Raw genomic sequence first — 16,775 nt, 5'->3', positions numbered from 1 at the left:
TAGGAGCAAATAAAATGAATCAAAAATATGAACATTATTATGTACCAGAGCAAAGTCCATGGCCAATAGTTGGGGCAGTTGCGTTATTTTTTATTGCGGTAGGCGCAGCCTTAACCGTAATGGATATGGGCAAAGAGGGTGGTAATGGCGTTTACTTGTTATACGTAGGTATAGCTGTACTCCTTTACATGCTGTTTAGCTGGTTTAAAAATGTCATACACGAGTCTGATCAAGGGCTTTATTCTGCACAAATGGACCGTTCTTTTAGGCAAGGTATGAGCTGGTTTATTTTTTCAGAAGTGATGTTCTTCATGGCATTTTTTGGGGCGCTTTTTTATGCTCGCATGTTTTCTGTGCCTTGGCTTGGAGGTGCGGATAACAACGCCATGACAAATGAAGTATTGTGGCCGACGTTTGAAGCCATGTGGCCATTGCTAAATACCCCAGGAGGCACTTCGACCCAAGCGATGGGCTGGCAAGGGTTGCCGCTTATCAACACCCTTATTTTGCTGGCCTCGTCGGTAACTTTACATTTTGCCCATGTGGCGATGGAAAATAATAAACGTACCCCACTCAAAGTATGCTTGGGAGCGACCATTTTACTCGGAGTGTGCTTTTTAGGGCTGCAGGTAGAAGAGTATATATATGCTTATAACGATCTTAACTTAACCCTTGATGCGGGCATTTATGGCAATACCTTCTTTTTGTTAACCGGCTTTCACGGCATGCACGTCACCTTAGGAACAATTATTTTATTGGTGGTGTTTTTACGCATTATGAAAGGACATTTCACTAAAGATAAGCACTTTGCCTTTCAAGCTGCAGCTTGGTACTGGCATTTTGTTGATGTTGTTTGGCTGTGTTTGTTTGTATTTGTGTATGTGCTTTAGTGATTAAGGGAGACTGATTTGCCTTAATAAAACCAAGTTTTAGTGCGGCAATCACCATCACTAATACCACAACAGAAAATAACACCCGACGCCCTAAAAAGTGAGACATAGGGCGTCCATTGGTTTTCCCTGACACCATAATTAATAAAGCACGAAATAAATTAAATAATATAAATAATAACAGTAGAACAATAATAATTTTAATAATCACTGGATTATACCCTTATGCAGTTAGTTGTATTTAACAAACAAAAGCTTAGCTCAATAATAACAATTTGCTTGGTTGTTATTGTGGTATTGGTTTGTGTGCGACTAGGGTTTTGGCAATTACAGCGAGCAGAACAAAAGCAACAGCAGCTTAGTGCCATTGAAAATATACAACAACATGGCGTAATGAGCTGGGCAGAGTTACAACAGCTGCCAAAAGAGTGGAACAAAACCGGTGTATTGGTTTCGTTAAATGGTTATTTTGACACTAATAATTATTGGTTGCTTGATAATCAAATCTATAATGGTCAGGTTGGTTACGACTTACTGGCATTATTAAAACTGTCTGATGAATCACGCTTTTTGTTAGTGAACTTAGGCTGGGTAAAAGCAGAACGTTCAAGAGAAATCCTACCAAACGTAACAATACCTAGTGGTAAATTTACGTTAACGGCACAAATTAAAGAAGATAATTTAAGTGGCTTTACCTTAGCCAATAACAATACTCAGTCGGATTTAGCCAAACGAATTCAAATCATTGATTTACAAGCATTGAGTAGCCAATCTAATCGCCCTTTAGTGAATTTTATGGCTTACCGCCAAGGTCAAGCTGATGAAATTGCTGCCCCTCATTATGAAGCCGTTGTTATGAGTCCAGAAAAACATTATGCCTACTCAGTACAGTGGTTTTTAATTGCGGTTGCCTGTGTGGTGGTCGCTATTTTTGCAAGCAGGAAGAGGATAGATAATGAAAAATAAACCCCTGTTACTCTTTGCTGTGTGCTGCGCTATTCCCTTAGTGCTGGCTTACAGCGCGTTAAAACTTGATTGGCTACCTACAGCAATTACTAACCATGGTGAATTTTTAGAGCGTGAAATTAAGCTAGACAATTGGGCGCAGCATAACCCTAAGCAATGGACCATCGCTTTAAATTATTCAGCACAATGCAAAGCGTCTTGCACAGAGCAATTAGCCGCTTTAGACAATTTATATGTTGCCCTTGGCAAAAACCAACACAAAGTTGATATGGCTATTATGGGACAGCCTGAGCTAGTTACAACGCGTTGGCATGTTATTGATGAGCAACAGCAGTTAAAACCTGCCAGTTTGTATTTAATCGATCATATGGGGCTAATTGTACTGGAGTATCCATTTAGTTCTCAACCACAAGAAAACCGTTTGATCCAAAAAGGGTTATTAAAAGATCTAAAAAAATTACTCAATTACTCTCGTTCGAGCTAAGTAGAGGATGCTATGTATAAAAACTATAAAAATTTGGTATTAGCAACGAGTTTATTCGCATTAATTGTGGTGGCTCTGGGCGCATACACGCGTTTAAGTGACGCAGGGCTTGGTTGTCCCGATTGGCCTGGTTGTTATGGCTTTTTAACCGTGCCTAAACACGAAGCAGAGATTGCACAAGCGATTCAAAGTTATCCCGATATGATATTTGAAAAAGCAAAAGCATGGAAAGAAATGATCCATCGCTACTTTGCAGGCACGCTTGGGGTATTAATTTTAGTGTTGTTTATTTTAGCTTTTCTAAAGCGTCAGTACCCAACCACGCCTGTAAGGTTGCCTATGATATTGCTGCTGCTTGTTATTTTTCAGGCCGCATTAGGTATGTGGACGGTTACTATGAACCTACAGCCGCTTATAGTTATGGGGCATTTGCTCGGAGGATTTAGTATTTTAGCGTTATTAACGCTATTGTATTTGCGTCTGACCAGCCAACCTATTACGGGTGGTGATGCGGGCGCAAAACCTCACTTTAAATTAAGCCTCGTGGCATTAACGGTACTGATTTTACAAATCGCCCTTGGTGGTTGGTTAGCGGCTAATTATGCGGCTCCACATTGTAATGGCTTACCGCTGTGTAGTTACGCTCAGCCTTTTTCATTCAGTAGTGTCTTTCAGCTCCCCCTTGAGCACAGTAATTATGAATTTGGTGTGTTGTCGCAACAGGCGCGTATGTCTATTCATTTACTGCATCGAATATGGGCCTTAGTTACTTGCATTGTTTTAGCCTTGGTGATGTGGCGTATATACAGTCATGCCTATTCGCAAAAAATTAAAAGCTGTACGGTGAGTGTGTTAGTGGCGTTATTCTGCCAGATAGCTTTAGGGTTAGCCGTGGTGCATTTTCATTTTCCGTTAGGCGTGGCACTGGCGCATAACTTAATGGCTGCCATACTGTTATTAACTATGGTTAGGTTATGTTATTACCTAAAAGTACGTACTTAGAGGGGAATGATTATGGCACTTACAATTAATAAAAAAGCAATGCAGCCCGTTTACAGCGCATCGTTATTGACTAAAAGTTACCACTTAATCCAAGATTATTTGGCAATAAGTAAATTTAAAGTAGTGGCTATGCTAGTGTTAACAGCATGGGTTGGCTTAGCGCTAGCCCCTGATGTTGGCAGAGGTGTTGGGGTTCAGTTCATCAGTTTATTAGGGATTGGATTACTCTCTGCGGCCGCCGCAGTCATCAATCATGTGGTTGATAGCGAAATTGATAGCAAAATGGCACGCACCCGCCATCGCCCTGTTGCTAAAGGGCGTTTAAGTAAATTACATGCACTGAGCTTTGCTGCTGTGATTGGCGTTGCGGGCTTTATTATGCTGATGTTGTGGGCAAATACGCTCACAGCCATACTGACCTTATTTGCACTTGTTGGTTATGCGTTTATTTATACGTCATTTTTAAAACGTGCCACACCACAAAATATAGTTATAGGGGGATTAGCCGGTGCAATGCCTCCATTACTCGGTTGGGTGTCTGAAACAAATCAAATGGCGGCAGCCCCTTGGTTGCTGGTGATGATTATATTTACCTGGACCCCACCTCATTTTTGGGCGCTCGCCATCGCGCGTAAAAGTGATTATGAGCGGGCTAAAATCCCCATGTTACCGGTCACCCATGGTATCGATTTTTGTAAAACATGCGTGCTTGCATATTCGGTATTACTCGCCATTGTATGTGTGTTTCCTTATTTGATTGGCATGTCAGGGCTTATTTATCTAAGCGGGGCATGTCTTCTCAATATTGTATTTATATACAAAGCAATTAACTTAAAGTTTGCCGCCAAAGAAGACACTGCGATGGATTTATTTCGTTTTTCGATTATTCATTTGATGATACTATTTATCATCTTATTTATAGATAAATGGCTAGTTATATGAAGCAGTTATGGTGTGGTTTAGTTGTTTTTTCAGTACTCTTTTTATCGGCCTGTAGTGATAAAAAAAATTTACAAGATCTTGATGCGTTAGTTTATGAAACCGCAAAACCGTTATCTGACTTTTCGTTGAGTGATCAACAAGGGAAGTTAGTAACCAAACAGCAGTTTTTAGGCCAGTGGAATTTAGTGTTTTTAGGTTACACAAGTTGCCCTGATATTTGCCCGATGACGCTAGCTAAGCTCAACAATGCCTATAAAAATTTGCAGGCTGAGTATCCACTACAAGTATGGTTTATATCTGTTGATCCTAAACGTGATATTGCTCAAAAACGTAAAGAGTACATAGATTACTTTAATCCAGATTTTTTAGCTGTATCAGGTGAACATAAAGACTTATTTCCATTTGTCCGCGAGCTTGGATTAATTTACGCAATTAGTGATAGTAATGAATCCGACTATGCGGTGGATCATAGTGCATCTGTTGCCCTTGTTGATGGCAGTGGCGCACTAAGAGCTATTTTTAAGCCTGAATTTAAACAAGGAGATGTGCCTTTGGTTAATACTACAAAATTAACCGCAGAATTTATTAAAATAGCCGAATACTACAAAAACTAGCTTTTAAAGGTTTTACGATTTTAAAGGGGCTTTATGCCCCTTTTCGCGTTTTTTATTAACGGTTTTTAATTAATTAGTTATTTTTTAGTCGTTTTTATGGCGTTTTCATTATCTCGGTCTAAGCTTTTGTTATGGATTGAGTTGATAAGGAAAAGCTTAAAAAATGCTTAAACTACCAAACGAACTTTCAATTGTTCATGTTGAAGTTTTACATCAAGATTTATTAAGCGAACTTAATAATAGCCGAGATATTTGCTTAGATATTAGCGATGTAATGTCTGCTGATACGGCCTCGGTTCAACTTTTATGTGCCCTACAAAAACATCTCCTTACTATTAATCAAAAAATTGCCTGGGTTGGCAGTAGTGATGCATTAACCAATGCCATTGATCAACTCGGTTTAAGTGAATACCTAGCACCAGAAAGTACTAATTAGAGGTCTATATGAAAAGAATATTAGCTGTAGATGATTCTGCATCAATGCGTCAAATGGTGAGTTTTACGTTAAAAACAGCAGGGTTTGATGTTACCGAAGCCAAAGACGGTAGTGAGGCATTAGCGATTGCCAAGCAGCAAGGTTTTGATGCAGTTATTTCTGATGTAAATATGCCTGTTATGGATGGGATCACGCTTATTAGAGAGTTAAGAGGGCTTCCGAATTACAAGTTTACACCGCTACTTATGTTAACCACAGAATCGGGTATGGATAAAAAGGTAGAAGGGAAAGCTGCTGGGGCAACAGGGTGGATTGTAAAGCCCTTCAATCCAGATCAACTATTAGCCGTGCTAAAAAAAGTAATCCGCTAACCTAGGAGTGCACTGTGAGTATTGATTTAAGCCAGTTTTTTGAAGTGTTCTTTGAAGAGAGTTTTGAAGGCCTCGATGTTATGGAGACTGAATTACTCAACTTAGTGCCGGGCGAAGAAGACTTAGAAACCATTAATACTATTTTTAGGGCTGCCCATTCTATTAAAGGAGGCAGTGCTACCTTTGGGTTTAATTCAATCGCAAACTTCACTCATGTTCTAGAAACATTACTGGATCAAATACGTGAAGGTCAGCGAAATATAAGCAGTGAACATATTAACTTATTACTTAAATCAGTAGATTGTTTAAGAGCCTTGTTGCATTCGCTTAAAGTACAGGAAGAGCCTGATTTAAGCCAAGCTGACTCATTACGAGAGCAGTTTGAAAGATTACTTGGCATGCCTGAAAGTGAAGCCGTAGTGGCAGAAGCCAGTGTTGAACAGGTCATTATTAATACTTATCAAATTGATTTTAAACCGCATTTTCATTTGTTTAAAACGGGTAACGAACCGCTGTTTATGATCAGTGAATTAGCTGAACTTGGTGAATTGGAAGTACAAGCGTTTACAGATGTCATACCTGATATTAAAGATTTAACGACCGATGAATGCTTTTTATATTGGCGATTTTTCTTAAACACTGACCGTGACGATCAAGCAATTAGAGAAATTTTTGAGTGGGTTGAGGACGATGCCGATATTAAAATTGAGCTTTGCGGTGGCTTATTTAATGATGGTAAAGCAGCAGAAGCTGCAGTGGTCAACGAACCTGTTATTGAAACACCAAAAACGGTTGTTGAACCCAAAACCAATAAACCAAAAGCACCAACCAGTGCAAAAGCAGCGCCTGAGTCAACTTCCATTCGTGTTGGCATTGATAAGGTCGACTCACTGATTAATATGGTTGGAGAGTTGGTCATTACCCAAGCGATGCTAAATCAGCTTAGCGAACAAGAAATGACGCCTACCACGGTGACCTCGCTTCAAGAGGGGCTTGCGCAATTAGCGCATAACACCCGCGACTTACAAGAAAACGTGATGCGTATTCGCATGTTGCCAATTAACTTTGTGTTCAGTCGTTTTCCACGTTTAGTACGTGATATTGCCCAAAAGCTTAATAAAGAGGTGGAGTTAAAGCTGATAGGAGAACAAACAGAATTAGATAAAACCGTTATGGAAAAAATATCCGATCCTATGGTGCATTTGGTAAGAAACTCATTGGATCATGGTATTGAAACGGTAGAAAAACGTATTGCAGCAGGAAAAGATCCTGTGGGTAAGGTTACATTAAATGCCTTTCATCAGGGCGGCAATATCGTCATTGAAATTATGGATGATGGCCAAGGTCTTAACACTCAAAAGATCAAAGAAAAAGCGATTACCAATGAAGTGATCGCCGCTGACAGTGAGCTAACAGATGATGAAATTAACGAACTCATTTTTATGCCAGGATTTTCTACCGCTGATGAGGTAAGTGACTTATCTGGCCGTGGGGTGGGTATGGATGTGGTTAAGCGTAATATTCAATCATTAAATGGCTCGGTAGAAGTGACATCTGCTGCTGGAATTGGTTCTACTTTTACTATTCGGCTACCGCTCACTTTAGCTATTTTAGATGGGCAATTAGTCAAAGTAGCCAAGCATACTTACATTATTCCACTGATCTCGATTGTAGAATCGTTGCAAATTGATATTGCAAAAGTAAGCCGTGTTGGTAAAGACCTAGATGTACTCAGATTACGTGATGAATACATTCCTATTTTACGTTTATACGACATTTTTAATCACCAAAATGCCATTGAATCGTTAGATAAAACCTTACTAGTTGTCGTGGAAAACGATAATCAAAAAGTAGGGTTACTTGTCGACGATTTACTTTCACAACAGCAGGTGGTTATAAAAAGCTTAGAGGCTAATTACCACAAAGTGGATGGTGTGTCGGGGGCAACGATTTTAGGTGATGGGCGTGTTTCGTTAATTTTAGATATTAGCGGCTTGATAAAGCTTTCAGGGTTAAAAAAGCCAGGTAGCCAAGCATTGAGTATTGAGCCATCGACCATCTTGGAGGATTCATGTTCTCTGAATCAATAGCATTAAATAGCAATATTGAACTACAGCGCAAAGAGGGCATTAAGCAGTTTCTCACCTTTATTATGGCTGAAGAAGAGTACGGAGTAGATATATTAACGGTGCAAGAAATTCGTAGCTGGGAAGATATAACCGCACTGCCAAATGCCCCTGAGTACGTAAAAGGCGTGATTAATTTACGCGGCACCATTGTGCCAATTATTGATTTACGATTGCGCTTTGGTTTACCCACCATTGAGTATGGACCGTTAACGGTAGTCATTATTGTAAAAGTTGAGTTTGAGCAAGAAAGTAAAGTGATGGGGATCACGGTAGACGCCGTAGCGGATGTATACAGTATTGCTGAGCAAGACGCTAAAGCAGTGCCGAGTTTAACCCAAACAAATGAAAGTGAATATGTCGCAGGGCTAGTGAATGTGGGCGATAAAATGGTCGCGCTAATTAACTTGCAGGCAACCATGAATATTTAGCGGTAATAGTAACTAAATAAAGCAAATAACTTAAAGGTGGTGATAAGCATGGGATGGTTTAGTAATTCAAAACAGTCTAAATCAAGCAATGATTTGATCATAAATGCATTGCATAAATCATTAGCAATAATTGAATTTGAGCCTAATGGAAGAATCATTACTGCCAATGTTAATTTTCTTCGTGTAATGGGCTACTCACTCGCTGAGATTCAAGGCCAGCACCATTCTTTATTTGTAAGCCCTAGCGAAACGCAAAGTGATGAATATCGTCAATTTTGGCAGCGACTGAGCGCGGGTGAGTTTATTTCAGATGAATTTAAGCGGTTTGGCAAAAATGCTAAAGAAGTGTGGATACAAGCCACCTATAACCCTGTTTTAGATTCACAGGGTCAAGTGATTAAAGTGATTAAATTTGCCACTGAGATCACATTGCAAAAATTAAAGGCGGCAGAAGCTGCTGGACAAGTTGCGGCAATAAATAAATCGCAAGCGGTAATCGAGTTTGACTTAGATGGCACAGTGCTAAATGCCAACGATAACTTTTTAGCCACATTTGGCTACCACCTTAATGAAATACAAGGTAAACATCATCGTTTATTTGTTGCATCTGAATATGCAAATAGTGCAGATTATCAAGCTTTTTGGGCCAAACTGGGACGGGGTGAATACGACCGAGGTGAGTACTTGCGCTTTGATAAACAAGGCCGTGAAATTTGGATTAATGCTTCTTATAACCCCATTTATGATATGGACGGAAGATTAATAAAAATCATTAAATATGCAACTGATATTAGCGAACAAAAAGAACTTGAAAGAGCCTCTAAAAAAACAGCTGACTTAGCCAGCGCCTTAAAAGTATGCCAAGCAAATGTGATGATGGCTGATAATGACTTAAACATCATCTTTGCCAATGACCGTGTTAAGCAAATGCTAAAAGCACGGGAAAGGGATTTGCAATCGGTACTACCCAACTTTGCTGTAAGTGACTTAATTGGCACATGTGTTGATGATTTTCATCAACACCCTGCGCATCAGCGCGAGCTGTTAAAAAAATTAGATGCGCCCCATAAAGCGACACTCAAATTAGCTGGTCTTATTTTTAATTTAATTGCTTCGCCATGGTTTAACGAAGAAGGAAAGCGTTTAGGAACGATTGTTGAGTGGCAAGATATTACTGATGAAGTATTTAAGGCCGATGCAGAGCGTGCCAGAGCAGAAGAAAACCTACGTGTTCGTCGCGCGTTAGACACTGTAGCAACAAACACTATGATTGCAGATGCCTCGAATGTGATTGTGTACATGAATGACGCGGTGAAAAATATGATGAGTATTGCACAAAATGATATACGCATTGATTTACCTAACTTTGACAGCAAAAATTTGATTAATCAAAATATTGATATTTTTCATAAAAATCCAGCCCATCAGCAAAATATGTTGGCTAAGTTAACGGATACTTACAGTACAGAAATTAAAGTGGGCGGCAGAACCTTTGGTTTAGTGGCAAACCCTATAATCACGCCAAACGATGAGCGTATTGGGACGGTAGTTGAGTGGGAAGACAGAACCGCAGAAGTTGCTATTGAAAAAGAGATTGCTCAGTTGGTCAGCGCCGCAAGTAAAGGGGAATTAAATAGCCGAGTGGTTGAGCAAGGAAAAGATGGCTTCTTCCTGCGTTTAGCTCAGGGTCTTAATAGTTTAGTTAAAGTGGTTGATGACGCCGTAGCAGATACTGGAACTATGCTTGATGCAATGGCCAATGGGGATTTATCAAAACGGATTGAAAAACAGTATTACGGCTCGTTTGATAAACTTAAAAAAGATGCAAATGCGACGGCAGACAAGCTAACCGAGGTCATTAACCGCATTAATACATCGGCTACACTGGTGGCCAGTGGGGCTGAAGAAATTTCACAAGGCAATGCCGATTTAAGCCAGCGTACAGAAGAGCAGGCGTCATCATTAGAAGAAACAGCTTCTAGTATGGAAGAGATGACCAGTACGGTTCGTCAAAATGCTGATAATGCCAAGGTGGCTAATGACTTAGCTGAAGAAACCTGTGATAAGGCGATTCAGGGTGGAGAAGTGGTTAATAAAGCGGTAACCAGCATGTCTGCGATTAATGAATCGAGTAAGAAAATTGCCGACATCATTGGAGTGATAGACGAAATAGCATTCCAAACCAATTTGCTTGCACTTAATGCTGCCGTAGAGGCTGCTAGAGCCGGTGAGCAAGGCCGAGGTTTTGCGGTTGTTGCAGGTGAAGTACGTAACTTAGCGCAGCGCTCGGCAGGTGCAGCGAAAGAAATTAAAGAGCTAATTAGAGACAGTGTTGGCAAAGTTGCTGACGGTAGCGCGCTTGTGAATGAGTCAGGTGTGACGTTACAAGAGATTGTGGTATCGGTGAAACGCGTAACACAAATGATAGCCGATATTACCCAAGCCTCTGAAGAGCAAAGTGCAGGTATTGAGCAAGTAAATAAAGCTGTATCGCAAATGGATGAAATGACCCAGCAAAATGCGGCATTAGTTGAACAAGCATCGGCTGCAGGTGAATCAATGGCGGAACAAGCCAATGAAATGCGCCGTTTACTGCACTTTTTCTCATTAGGCCAGCAAGATATGGCAGTGGTATCGCCTGTTATTCGCACACCTGAAATATCTCATCAGCAACAAAATAGCTTCGTTAGTAATAAAAGCAAAGGTGAAAATTTTGTAGACTCGGCTGAAGAGTGGGAGGAGTTTTAAACTCACTTTAGTTAGGTTCACCTGCAATGTATGCGTGAACCTCGCTTTATTTTTAAATGAGAGCAAATAATGAAAGAGTTTTTATTAACGGATAGTGATTTTAAGGAAGTGGCTCATTTAGTTTATAACGCCTGCGGTATTGTACTAGGAGAGCATAAGCGAGAGATGGTCTATTCACGCTTGGCAAGACGAATTCGTGAGCGAAAATTAACAAACTTTTCAAGCTACCTCGATTACTTAAAAAATCATAAAGATCAGGAGTTTGATGCATTTATCAATGCCATTACCACCAACTTAACCTCTTTTTTTCGTGAAATTCATCACTTTGAGTTTATAAAAGAGCAGTTCATTCCTTCGGTGTTAAAGGCAAATAAACATAATAAACGCGTGCGTATTTGGTCTGCAGGCTGCTCTACCGGTGAAGAACCCTATAGTTTAGCAATGACCTTACAAGGGGCTTTTCCAAGTGATTGGGATGTGAAAATTTTAGCTACTGATCTTGATTCTAATGTACTGGCTAAAGCGCAGAGCGGTATTTATACCGCGGCAAATGTGAATGGCCTTGATGATGCCTTGCTCAAGCGCTGGTTTTTAACTAGCAAAGACGGGCAAAGTTATAAGGTTAAACCTAAACTACAACAGTGTATTTCATTTAAGCGTTTAAACTTACTCCAAGATTGGCCGATGAAAGGCCCATTTGATTTGATCTTGTGTAGAAATGTAGTGATTTACTTTGATAAAGAGACAAAGGATCAGCTTTTTAACCGTTATGCCGATATTTTAAATAACCAAGGTTATTTATTTTTAGGGCATTCAGAAACCATGGGTAAAGAGCATGTTTTATTTAAAAACTTAGGGAAAACCATGTATCAAAAAGTAGCCCATGCACACGCAATTTAAGCCAGTATTAGCGGGTTTTGAGCATATTAAACGCTATTGGGACGCCTCGCGAGATCGTGTGGTCGCTAAGGTATTACCAGGTGAGTTTTATGTTTCTAAAAATGATGAGCTAATCACCACCGTCCTAGGATCGTGTATTGCTGCCTGTGTTTACGACGATAAGCTAGGCATAGGCGGGATTAACCACTTTATGCTACCAATTCAAAAAGGTGAGCGAATTGAGCAAGCGCATAGTTTAAGTTGTCGTTACGGTAATTGGGCTATGGAATATTTAATTAATGAAGTGCTTAAAAATGGCGCATCCCGGGCAAACTTAAAAGTAAAACTGTTTGGGGGAGGCAAAATAATTAGCGCCATGACAGATATTGGTATTGGCAATATCAGTTTTGCCAATGCATATATAGCAGAAGAAGCGCTAAATTTAGTGGCGCATGATATGGGCGGGCCTTGGCCACGAAAAATATTTTTTAATCCTCATAATGGAAAAGTACAAGTTAAAAAGCTACGTAACTTACACAATAATACGATTGAAAAACGTGAAGTGCGTTACTTACATAATCTTGAACAACAAACAAAAGCCACTGATATAGAGCTGTTTTAAGGATGGCTATGATTAAAGTATTAATAATTGATGACTCGGCACTGATCAGACAATTGCTGACAGAGATACTGCAACAGGCAAAAGATATTGTGGTAGTAGGGGGTGCACAAGACCCATACGAAGCCCGAGAGATGATCAAAAAATATAATCCGGATGTACTAACGTTGGATGTTGAAATGCCAAAAATGGACGGCATTAGTTTTTTAAAAAACCTGATGCGCTTACGTCCTATGCCGGTTGTGATGATTTCTACACTCACACAAAAAGGTTCACCCATTACGCTTGAAGCGCTTGAGATTGGTGCAGTTGACTTTATTGCTAAGCCAACAGTTAACGTTAAGGAGCAAATGAGTCAATATGCTGATATTGTTCAGCAAAAAGTCAGAGTGGCAGCCAGTGCACGGGTTCGAGGCTATAAAAAAAATAGTGCTGTAGCAGAACCTATCCCCACTAATGCCGAATTTTTAGTAAATAAAGTGATTGCGATTGGTGCATCAACAGGGGGAACCGAGGCGATAAAAGAAGTGCTTATACGTATGCCCAAAAATTGCCCTCCTATTGTAATAACGCAGCATATCCCTCCCGTATTTAGCACCTCATTTGCAGAGCGAATGCAGCGCACTTGTACCATTAACGTAAAAGAGGCACAACAAGGCGATAAGCTGGTAGCAGGATGCGCTTATATAGCTCCCGGCGGGCTACATTTACGCATTAGCAAACAAGGTAGTGCATTATATTGTCAGCTTGATGATGGTGAACCTGTAAATAGGCATAAGCCCGCAGTAGATGTACTGTTTAACTCATTACTTGAAATTGGTGCTAAGTATATTGTTGCCACACTATTAACCGGTATGGGAAGTGATGGCGCGAAAGGTTTACTGGCGTTAAAACAACAAGGGGCTTATACATTGGCACAAGATGAGTTTTCGTCTGTGGTATGGGGAATGCCCAAGGCTGCTATTGATATCGGGGCTGCAAATGAGGTCGTACCGCTGGATAAAATGACCCAGCGGTTATTAAATCAAGTGATTAAAAAATAGAATTTAATTGATCACCCAAGGCTGTGAAAACCAATAATAACTGCCTGCTTTTTTTATTGATGGGGCGGTGCAGTTAAAGCGAGAGCGTCCTTTATTAAGCCGCTTTGGCGAGGTCACCTCAACCGTATTATCGTTTAACCAATTTAAATTAGCTTGTCCAATGCTTGATACATAACAGGCAAATTGGCTTTTATGAAAGTCATCAGTCTCTAGATTTATAGTTAACGACGGTGGATTTTGTGTGGTTACACTATCTTTATAGGTTAGTTTATTAATAGTAAAAGCAGTTGAATTGAGCTTGGTAATTAACGTATCTAATTTGCTATAAAAACCAGATGCGGGAAAACGTGGTAAACGGCTAAAATTAGAATGTTGATTAACTGCACCAGAGTGCTGACCAATGCCAATAAAGCCTAGTTCAGTAACGAGAGCTTGTAGCTGATTGTTAAACTCTCCGTATGGATAGGCAAGGTATTTATAATCGTGGCCTATTTCTTCTTTAATACGCTGCTGTGAACTAAGAATGTCGTTTTTAGTGCGTTCACGCCATTGACTTTGTGTTTCATTTTCGCGCTTTTTATGCAGATAGTTATGCTCGGCACTATGGTTGGCAATAAGGGCGCCTTTTTTTGCCAGCTCTCTGAGCTTATCCCATCCCATCACATAACCCGCTTGTTCATCAATGAGTTTTGGGTTTATAAAAATAGTGTACGGATAGCCAAATTTCTCAAGAATAGGCGCAGCTTGTTCGTAGTTATTGTTGTATCCATCATCAAAGGTAATCGCGATTGTTTTGTTCTCTAAAGCCTTACCTTGTTGTAATGCACTAATCAGTTCATTTAATGGAATAACGTTAAAGTTATGCTCTTTTAAATAATTTAAGTGTTTTGTAAAAGTGTTGGCACTCACGCTGGTGACAGCGGGAAGGGTTTCACTGACGTGATGATACTGTAGAATAACAGCTGCTTGCGCGCGTAAAGAACCACAAATCAGGAATAATAATACTAAATGAAACAATTTCTTATACATAATAAAGCACACCATAAAAGCTTGTTGTTGTTAGCCGGTCCGATGATATTATCAAATATTACCGTCCCGTTGTTAGGAATTGTTGATACGGCAGTGATCGGTCATTTGGGGAGTGCGCATTATTTAGCGGGAATAGCCTTAGGCTCTACTGTGATCTCCATTTTATTTTGGCTTGCTGGTTTTTTAAGAATGAGCACCACTGGGCTGGTGGCACAGGCTTACGGTAAAAATGATTTAACTCAGCTTGCAGCTTTACTTAAGCGCAGTTTGTTATTGGCCAGCAGCGTAGCTCTAATTCTGATTTTATTATCCCCCCTTATAAAACATGCCATTGCGTATTTATCTGCTGCCAATAGTGATGTGCTCAATGAGGCCTATCGGTATTTTAGTATTCGTATTTTTAGCGCCCCAGCAGCGCTATGTAACTTAGTATTATTAGGCTGGATGCTCGGCGTTCATTATGGGCGAGGGCCATTTTATTTATTGTTAGTCACTAATATTACCAATATTGTACTCGACATTTATTTTGTAGTTTATCTTGATTGGGCGGTTGCAGGGGCGGCTTGGGCATCATTAATAGCGGATTACACGGCTTTAATTTTTGCTTTGCTGTTAGTGGTTCAGCTAGCTAAAAAACAGGGCATAAGTTTAGCGGTTGCAAATTGGTTTAGCATAGAAAAAATGGCAGGATTATTAAGTTTAAATCGCGATATTTTTATTCGCTCTTTAGTATTGCAGTTATGTTTTAGCTTTATGACCTTTTATGCTGCACGTATAGGTGAAACTACATTGGCAGCCAATGCGGTACTACTCAACTTTTTAATGTTGGTCAGCTTTGCGCTTGATGGGATTGCTTATGCGAGCGAGGCCAAAGTAGGCCAAGCGAAAGGTCAACAAAGTGTTGAAAAGATAAGGCTATGGGTAAAAATAAGCGTATTTTGGGGCATGTTGTTTGGCATTTTGTATAGTGTATTTTTTATATTATTTGGCAGCTCTATTATAAAGCTGTTGACTAATGTACCTGAGGTTATTGAAGAAGCTACATATTACTTACCGTGGGTAATTGTGCTGCCAATTTTAGCGATGAGTTGTTTTTTGTTTGATGGTATATTCGTTGGTTTAACACGTGCTAAAGCAATGCGAAATAGTATGCTGTTATCGGCGACAATAGGTTTTTTTGGGGTGTTTTGGCTATTTAAGGAATGGCAAAATAATGGCTTATGGTTGGCAATGAGTTGCTTTATGCTAATGCGGGGTGTAACACTTATAATTAAATATCAGCAGCTAAAAACTAATAATCAATTACTTGATTAAACCGTTATTTCCACAGATCGGGGTCGTTATTTTTGGCAGGGATGTTTTTCAATACTTGCGAAAAACGATTGGCAAAAATACCCGCGTAGCCCCAGAATGCAAAAAACAATGCCGGCGCTAAAATTACTATGCCAATGACTTGTAAACTATAATGACTGTAATAACCCAAAGTGATAAATATCACGGCCAGCACAAACAGTGCTAGGCCGCGAAAAAAGCGCTTTAGACTCAACTTAGGGTCGCTCCCTAAGCGGTAAATGAGTGGCTTTAGCATAGTGGGTTAATACTTAGTAATAAGAGTGCTCGCCAGCTTCGTGATCGGTTATGTCAGCCACACCGGTGATCTCATCAAACTTAGCAATCATTTCTTTTTCAATGCCTTCTTTTAGTGTGACATCAATCATAGAGCAACCATTACAACCACCACCAAATTGAAGCACAGCAATACCAGCAGCGGTGATCTCTACTAAGCTTACTTGGCCGCCATGATTTGCAAGTTGTGGGTTAACTTCTGTTTCTAACATGTGTTGAACGCGTTCATTTAGGCTTGCGTCTTCACCTAGCTTACGTGCTTTAGCATTAGGCGCTTTTAGAGTTAGCTGCGTGCCCATTTTGTCAGTAACAAAATCAATTTCAGCTTCGGCTAAAAAAGGCGCGCTTTCGGCATCAACAACAGCGTCAAAACCGTTAAAGTTTAGGCGAATATCGCTCTCTTCTACCGCGTCTTCTGGACAATAAGAAACACCACATTCAGCTTGTGATGTACCAGGATTAACAACAAACACACGAATATTCGTTTGTTGAGATTGATCTGCTAATAGCTTAGCAAAATGCGCTTGCGCTGTTTCGGAAATTGAAATCATAAAACCGTCTATACTTGA

The 16,775-nt window shown here is 40.0% G+C and carries 19 protein-coding genes; 15 read left to right on the top strand and 4 right to left on the bottom strand.

Annotated features, from left to right (window positions below; all coding sequences use genetic code 11):
- Positions 1 to 14: 14 nt before the first annotated feature.
- On the top strand, positions 15 to 890 hold the full coding sequence (locus tag N523_RS0108700) for a cytochrome c oxidase subunit 3 (RefSeq protein WP_028834829.1): 876 nt from the start codon (positions 15 to 17) through the stop codon (positions 888 to 890).
- On the opposite strand, the gene N523_RS19710 is transcribed toward N523_RS0108700, so the two are convergent.
- Positions 793 to 1,101, bottom strand: a complete 309-nt coding sequence (locus N523_RS19710; RefSeq protein WP_081745118.1) for a DUF2909 family protein — start codon at positions 1,099 to 1,101, stop codon at positions 793 to 795. The two genes, N523_RS0108700 and N523_RS19710, sit on opposite strands and share 98 nt — an antisense overlap.
- Before the next feature lie 14 nt (positions 1,102 to 1,115).
- Between N523_RS19710 and N523_RS0108695 the strand changes: the two genes are divergently transcribed.
- From N523_RS0108695 to N523_RS0108635, 13 genes are all read left to right on the top strand, one after another.
- On the top strand, positions 1,116 to 1,856 hold the full coding sequence (locus N523_RS0108695) for an SURF1 family protein (protein WP_013466137.1): 741 nt from the start codon (positions 1,116 to 1,118) through the stop codon (positions 1,854 to 1,856).
- A complete protein-coding gene (locus N523_RS0108690) occupies positions 1,846 to 2,340 on the top strand; it encodes a hypothetical protein (protein ID WP_013466136.1) in 495 nt (164 codons plus the stop codon). Before N523_RS0108695 ends, N523_RS0108690 begins: the two co-directional genes overlap by 11 nt.
- Positions 2,341 to 2,352: 12 nt before the next feature.
- Positions 2,353 to 3,342 carry a COX15/CtaA family protein gene (locus N523_RS0108685; protein WP_024602181.1) on the top strand — a complete coding sequence of 330 codons (990 nt, stop codon included), beginning with the start codon at positions 2,353 to 2,355 and terminating at the stop codon, positions 3,340 to 3,342.
- Between the two features lie 12 nt (positions 3,343 to 3,354).
- The gene (gene cyoE / locus N523_RS0108680) at positions 3,355 to 4,284 is read left to right on the top strand and encodes a heme o synthase (RefSeq protein ID WP_013466134.1); all 930 of its coding nucleotides are present in this window, start codon (positions 3,355 to 3,357) and stop codon (positions 4,282 to 4,284) included.
- On the top strand, positions 4,281 to 4,898 hold the full coding sequence (locus N523_RS0108675) for an SCO family protein (protein WP_028834830.1): 618 nt from the start codon (positions 4,281 to 4,283) through the stop codon (positions 4,896 to 4,898). The genes cyoE and N523_RS0108675 overlap by 4 nt, the downstream gene beginning before the upstream one ends.
- 163 nt (positions 4,899 to 5,061) lie before the next feature.
- Positions 5,062 to 5,334, top strand: a complete 273-nt coding sequence (locus N523_RS0108670) for an STAS domain-containing protein (RefSeq protein WP_024602184.1) — start codon at positions 5,062 to 5,064, stop codon at positions 5,332 to 5,334.
- Positions 5,335 to 5,342: 8 nt separating this feature from the next.
- Positions 5,343 to 5,705 (top strand): response regulator, encoded by a 363-nt coding sequence (locus N523_RS0108665; protein ID WP_013466131.1) that lies wholly within the window; start codon positions 5,343 to 5,345, stop codon positions 5,703 to 5,705.
- 14 nt (positions 5,706 to 5,719) lie between these two features.
- Positions 5,720 to 7,795 (top strand): chemotaxis protein CheA, encoded by a 2,076-nt coding sequence (locus N523_RS0108660; RefSeq protein ID WP_013466130.1) that lies wholly within the window; start codon positions 5,720 to 5,722, stop codon positions 7,793 to 7,795.
- Positions 7,777 to 8,262 (top strand): chemotaxis protein CheW, encoded by a 486-nt coding sequence (locus N523_RS0108655; protein WP_013466129.1) that lies wholly within the window; start codon positions 7,777 to 7,779, stop codon positions 8,260 to 8,262. The genes N523_RS0108660 and N523_RS0108655 overlap by 19 nt, the downstream gene beginning before the upstream one ends.
- A 48-nt stretch (positions 8,263 to 8,310) precedes the next feature.
- Positions 8,311 to 11,010 (top strand): methyl-accepting chemotaxis protein, encoded by a 2,700-nt coding sequence (locus N523_RS0108650; RefSeq protein WP_028834831.1) that lies wholly within the window; start codon positions 8,311 to 8,313, stop codon positions 11,008 to 11,010.
- A gap of 69 nt (positions 11,011 to 11,079) precedes the next feature.
- The gene (locus tag N523_RS0108645) at positions 11,080 to 11,910 is read left to right on the top strand and encodes a CheR family methyltransferase (RefSeq protein WP_028834832.1); all 831 of its coding nucleotides are present in this window, start codon (positions 11,080 to 11,082) and stop codon (positions 11,908 to 11,910) included.
- Positions 11,894 to 12,511: a chemoreceptor glutamine deamidase CheD gene (cheD, locus tag N523_RS0108640; protein ID WP_024602188.1), complete on the top strand. Its 618-nt coding sequence runs from the start codon at positions 11,894 to 11,896 to the stop codon at positions 12,509 to 12,511. Before N523_RS0108645 ends, cheD begins: the two co-directional genes overlap by 17 nt.
- Positions 12,512 to 12,519: 8 nt before the next feature.
- Positions 12,520 to 13,551 (top strand): protein-glutamate methylesterase/protein-glutamine glutaminase, encoded by a 1,032-nt coding sequence (locus N523_RS0108635; protein WP_028834833.1) that lies wholly within the window; start codon positions 12,520 to 12,522, stop codon positions 13,549 to 13,551.
- A 3-nt stretch (positions 13,552 to 13,554) separates the two neighbouring features.
- Here N523_RS0108635 and N523_RS0108630 read toward each other — a convergent pair whose 3' ends face one another.
- Positions 13,555 to 14,580 carry a polysaccharide deacetylase family protein gene (locus N523_RS0108630; RefSeq protein WP_028834834.1) on the bottom strand — a complete coding sequence of 342 codons (1,026 nt, stop codon included), beginning with the start codon at positions 14,578 to 14,580 and terminating at the stop codon, positions 13,555 to 13,557.
- A 42-nt stretch (positions 14,581 to 14,622) separates the two neighbouring features.
- Between N523_RS0108630 and N523_RS0108625 the strand changes: the two genes are divergently transcribed.
- Positions 14,623 to 15,894 carry an MATE family efflux transporter gene (locus tag N523_RS0108625; RefSeq protein ID WP_028834835.1) on the top strand — a complete coding sequence of 424 codons (1,272 nt, stop codon included), beginning with the start codon at positions 14,623 to 14,625 and terminating at the stop codon, positions 15,892 to 15,894.
- A 4-nt stretch (positions 15,895 to 15,898) separates the two neighbouring features.
- On the opposite strand, the gene N523_RS0108620 is transcribed toward N523_RS0108625, so the two are convergent.
- Together N523_RS0108620 and nfuA are read right to left on the bottom strand one after the other, a co-directional pair.
- Positions 15,899 to 16,168, bottom strand: a complete 270-nt coding sequence (locus tag N523_RS0108620; protein WP_016900082.1) for a hypothetical protein — start codon at positions 16,166 to 16,168, stop codon at positions 15,899 to 15,901.
- Positions 16,169 to 16,181: 13 nt separating this feature from the next.
- Entirely contained in the window at positions 16,182 to 16,757 is a 576-nt protein-coding gene (nfuA, locus tag N523_RS0108615; protein ID WP_013466120.1) for a Fe-S biogenesis protein NfuA, read from the bottom strand.
- Positions 16,758 to 16,775: the final 18 nt, after the last annotated feature.

The sequence above is a fragment of the Pseudoalteromonas sp. 23_GOM-1509m genome, from assembly GCF_000518425.1.
GTDB lineage: Bacteria > Pseudomonadota > Gammaproteobacteria > Enterobacterales > Alteromonadaceae > Pseudoalteromonas > Pseudoalteromonas tetraodonis.
The sequence above is the reverse complement of the archived record's forward strand: the minus strand, read 5'-3'. Positions and strand labels throughout refer to the sequence as shown.

What these genes read in the sequence shown, in the direction of transcription:
- N523_RS0108695 (WP_013466137.1), top strand. Translation starts at nt 1,116, where the DNA reads ATGCAGTTAGTTGTATTTAACAAACAAAAGCTTAGCTCAATAATAACA.
- N523_RS0108620 (WP_016900082.1), bottom strand. Translation starts at nt 16,168, where the DNA reads ATGCTAAAGCCACTCATTTACCGCTTAGGGAGCGACCCTAAGTTGAGT.
- N523_RS0108670 (WP_024602184.1), top strand. Translation starts at nt 5,062, where the DNA reads ATGCTTAAACTACCAAACGAACTTTCAATTGTTCATGTTGAAGTTTTA.
- N523_RS0108690 (WP_013466136.1), top strand. Translation starts at nt 1,846, where the DNA reads ATGAAAAATAAACCCCTGTTACTCTTTGCTGTGTGCTGCGCTATTCCC.
- N523_RS0108645 (WP_028834832.1), top strand. Translation starts at nt 11,080, where the DNA reads ATGAAAGAGTTTTTATTAACGGATAGTGATTTTAAGGAAGTGGCTCAT.
- cheD (WP_024602188.1), top strand. Translation starts at nt 11,894, where the DNA reads ATGCACACGCAATTTAAGCCAGTATTAGCGGGTTTTGAGCATATTAAA.
- N523_RS0108665 (WP_013466131.1), top strand. Translation starts at nt 5,343, where the DNA reads ATGAAAAGAATATTAGCTGTAGATGATTCTGCATCAATGCGTCAAATG.
- N523_RS0108635 (WP_028834833.1), top strand. Translation starts at nt 12,520, where the DNA reads ATGATTAAAGTATTAATAATTGATGACTCGGCACTGATCAGACAATTG.
- cyoE (WP_013466134.1), top strand. Translation starts at nt 3,355, where the DNA reads ATGGCACTTACAATTAATAAAAAAGCAATGCAGCCCGTTTACAGCGCA.
- N523_RS0108675 (WP_028834830.1), top strand. Translation starts at nt 4,281, where the DNA reads ATGAAGCAGTTATGGTGTGGTTTAGTTGTTTTTTCAGTACTCTTTTTA.
- N523_RS0108650 (WP_028834831.1), top strand. Translation starts at nt 8,311, where the DNA reads ATGGGATGGTTTAGTAATTCAAAACAGTCTAAATCAAGCAATGATTTG.
- N523_RS0108685 (WP_024602181.1), top strand. Translation starts at nt 2,353, where the DNA reads ATGTATAAAAACTATAAAAATTTGGTATTAGCAACGAGTTTATTCGCA.
- N523_RS0108625 (WP_028834835.1), top strand. Translation starts at nt 14,623, where the DNA reads ATGATATTATCAAATATTACCGTCCCGTTGTTAGGAATTGTTGATACG.
- nfuA (WP_013466120.1), bottom strand. Translation starts at nt 16,757, where the DNA reads ATGATTTCAATTTCCGAAACAGCGCAAGCGCATTTTGCTAAGCTATTA.
- N523_RS0108700 (WP_028834829.1), top strand. Translation starts at nt 15, where the DNA reads ATGAATCAAAAATATGAACATTATTATGTACCAGAGCAAAGTCCATGG.
- N523_RS0108655 (WP_013466129.1), top strand. Translation starts at nt 7,777, where the DNA reads ATGTTCTCTGAATCAATAGCATTAAATAGCAATATTGAACTACAGCGC.
- N523_RS0108630 (WP_028834834.1), bottom strand. Translation starts at nt 14,580, where the DNA reads ATGTATAAGAAATTGTTTCATTTAGTATTATTATTCCTGATTTGTGGT.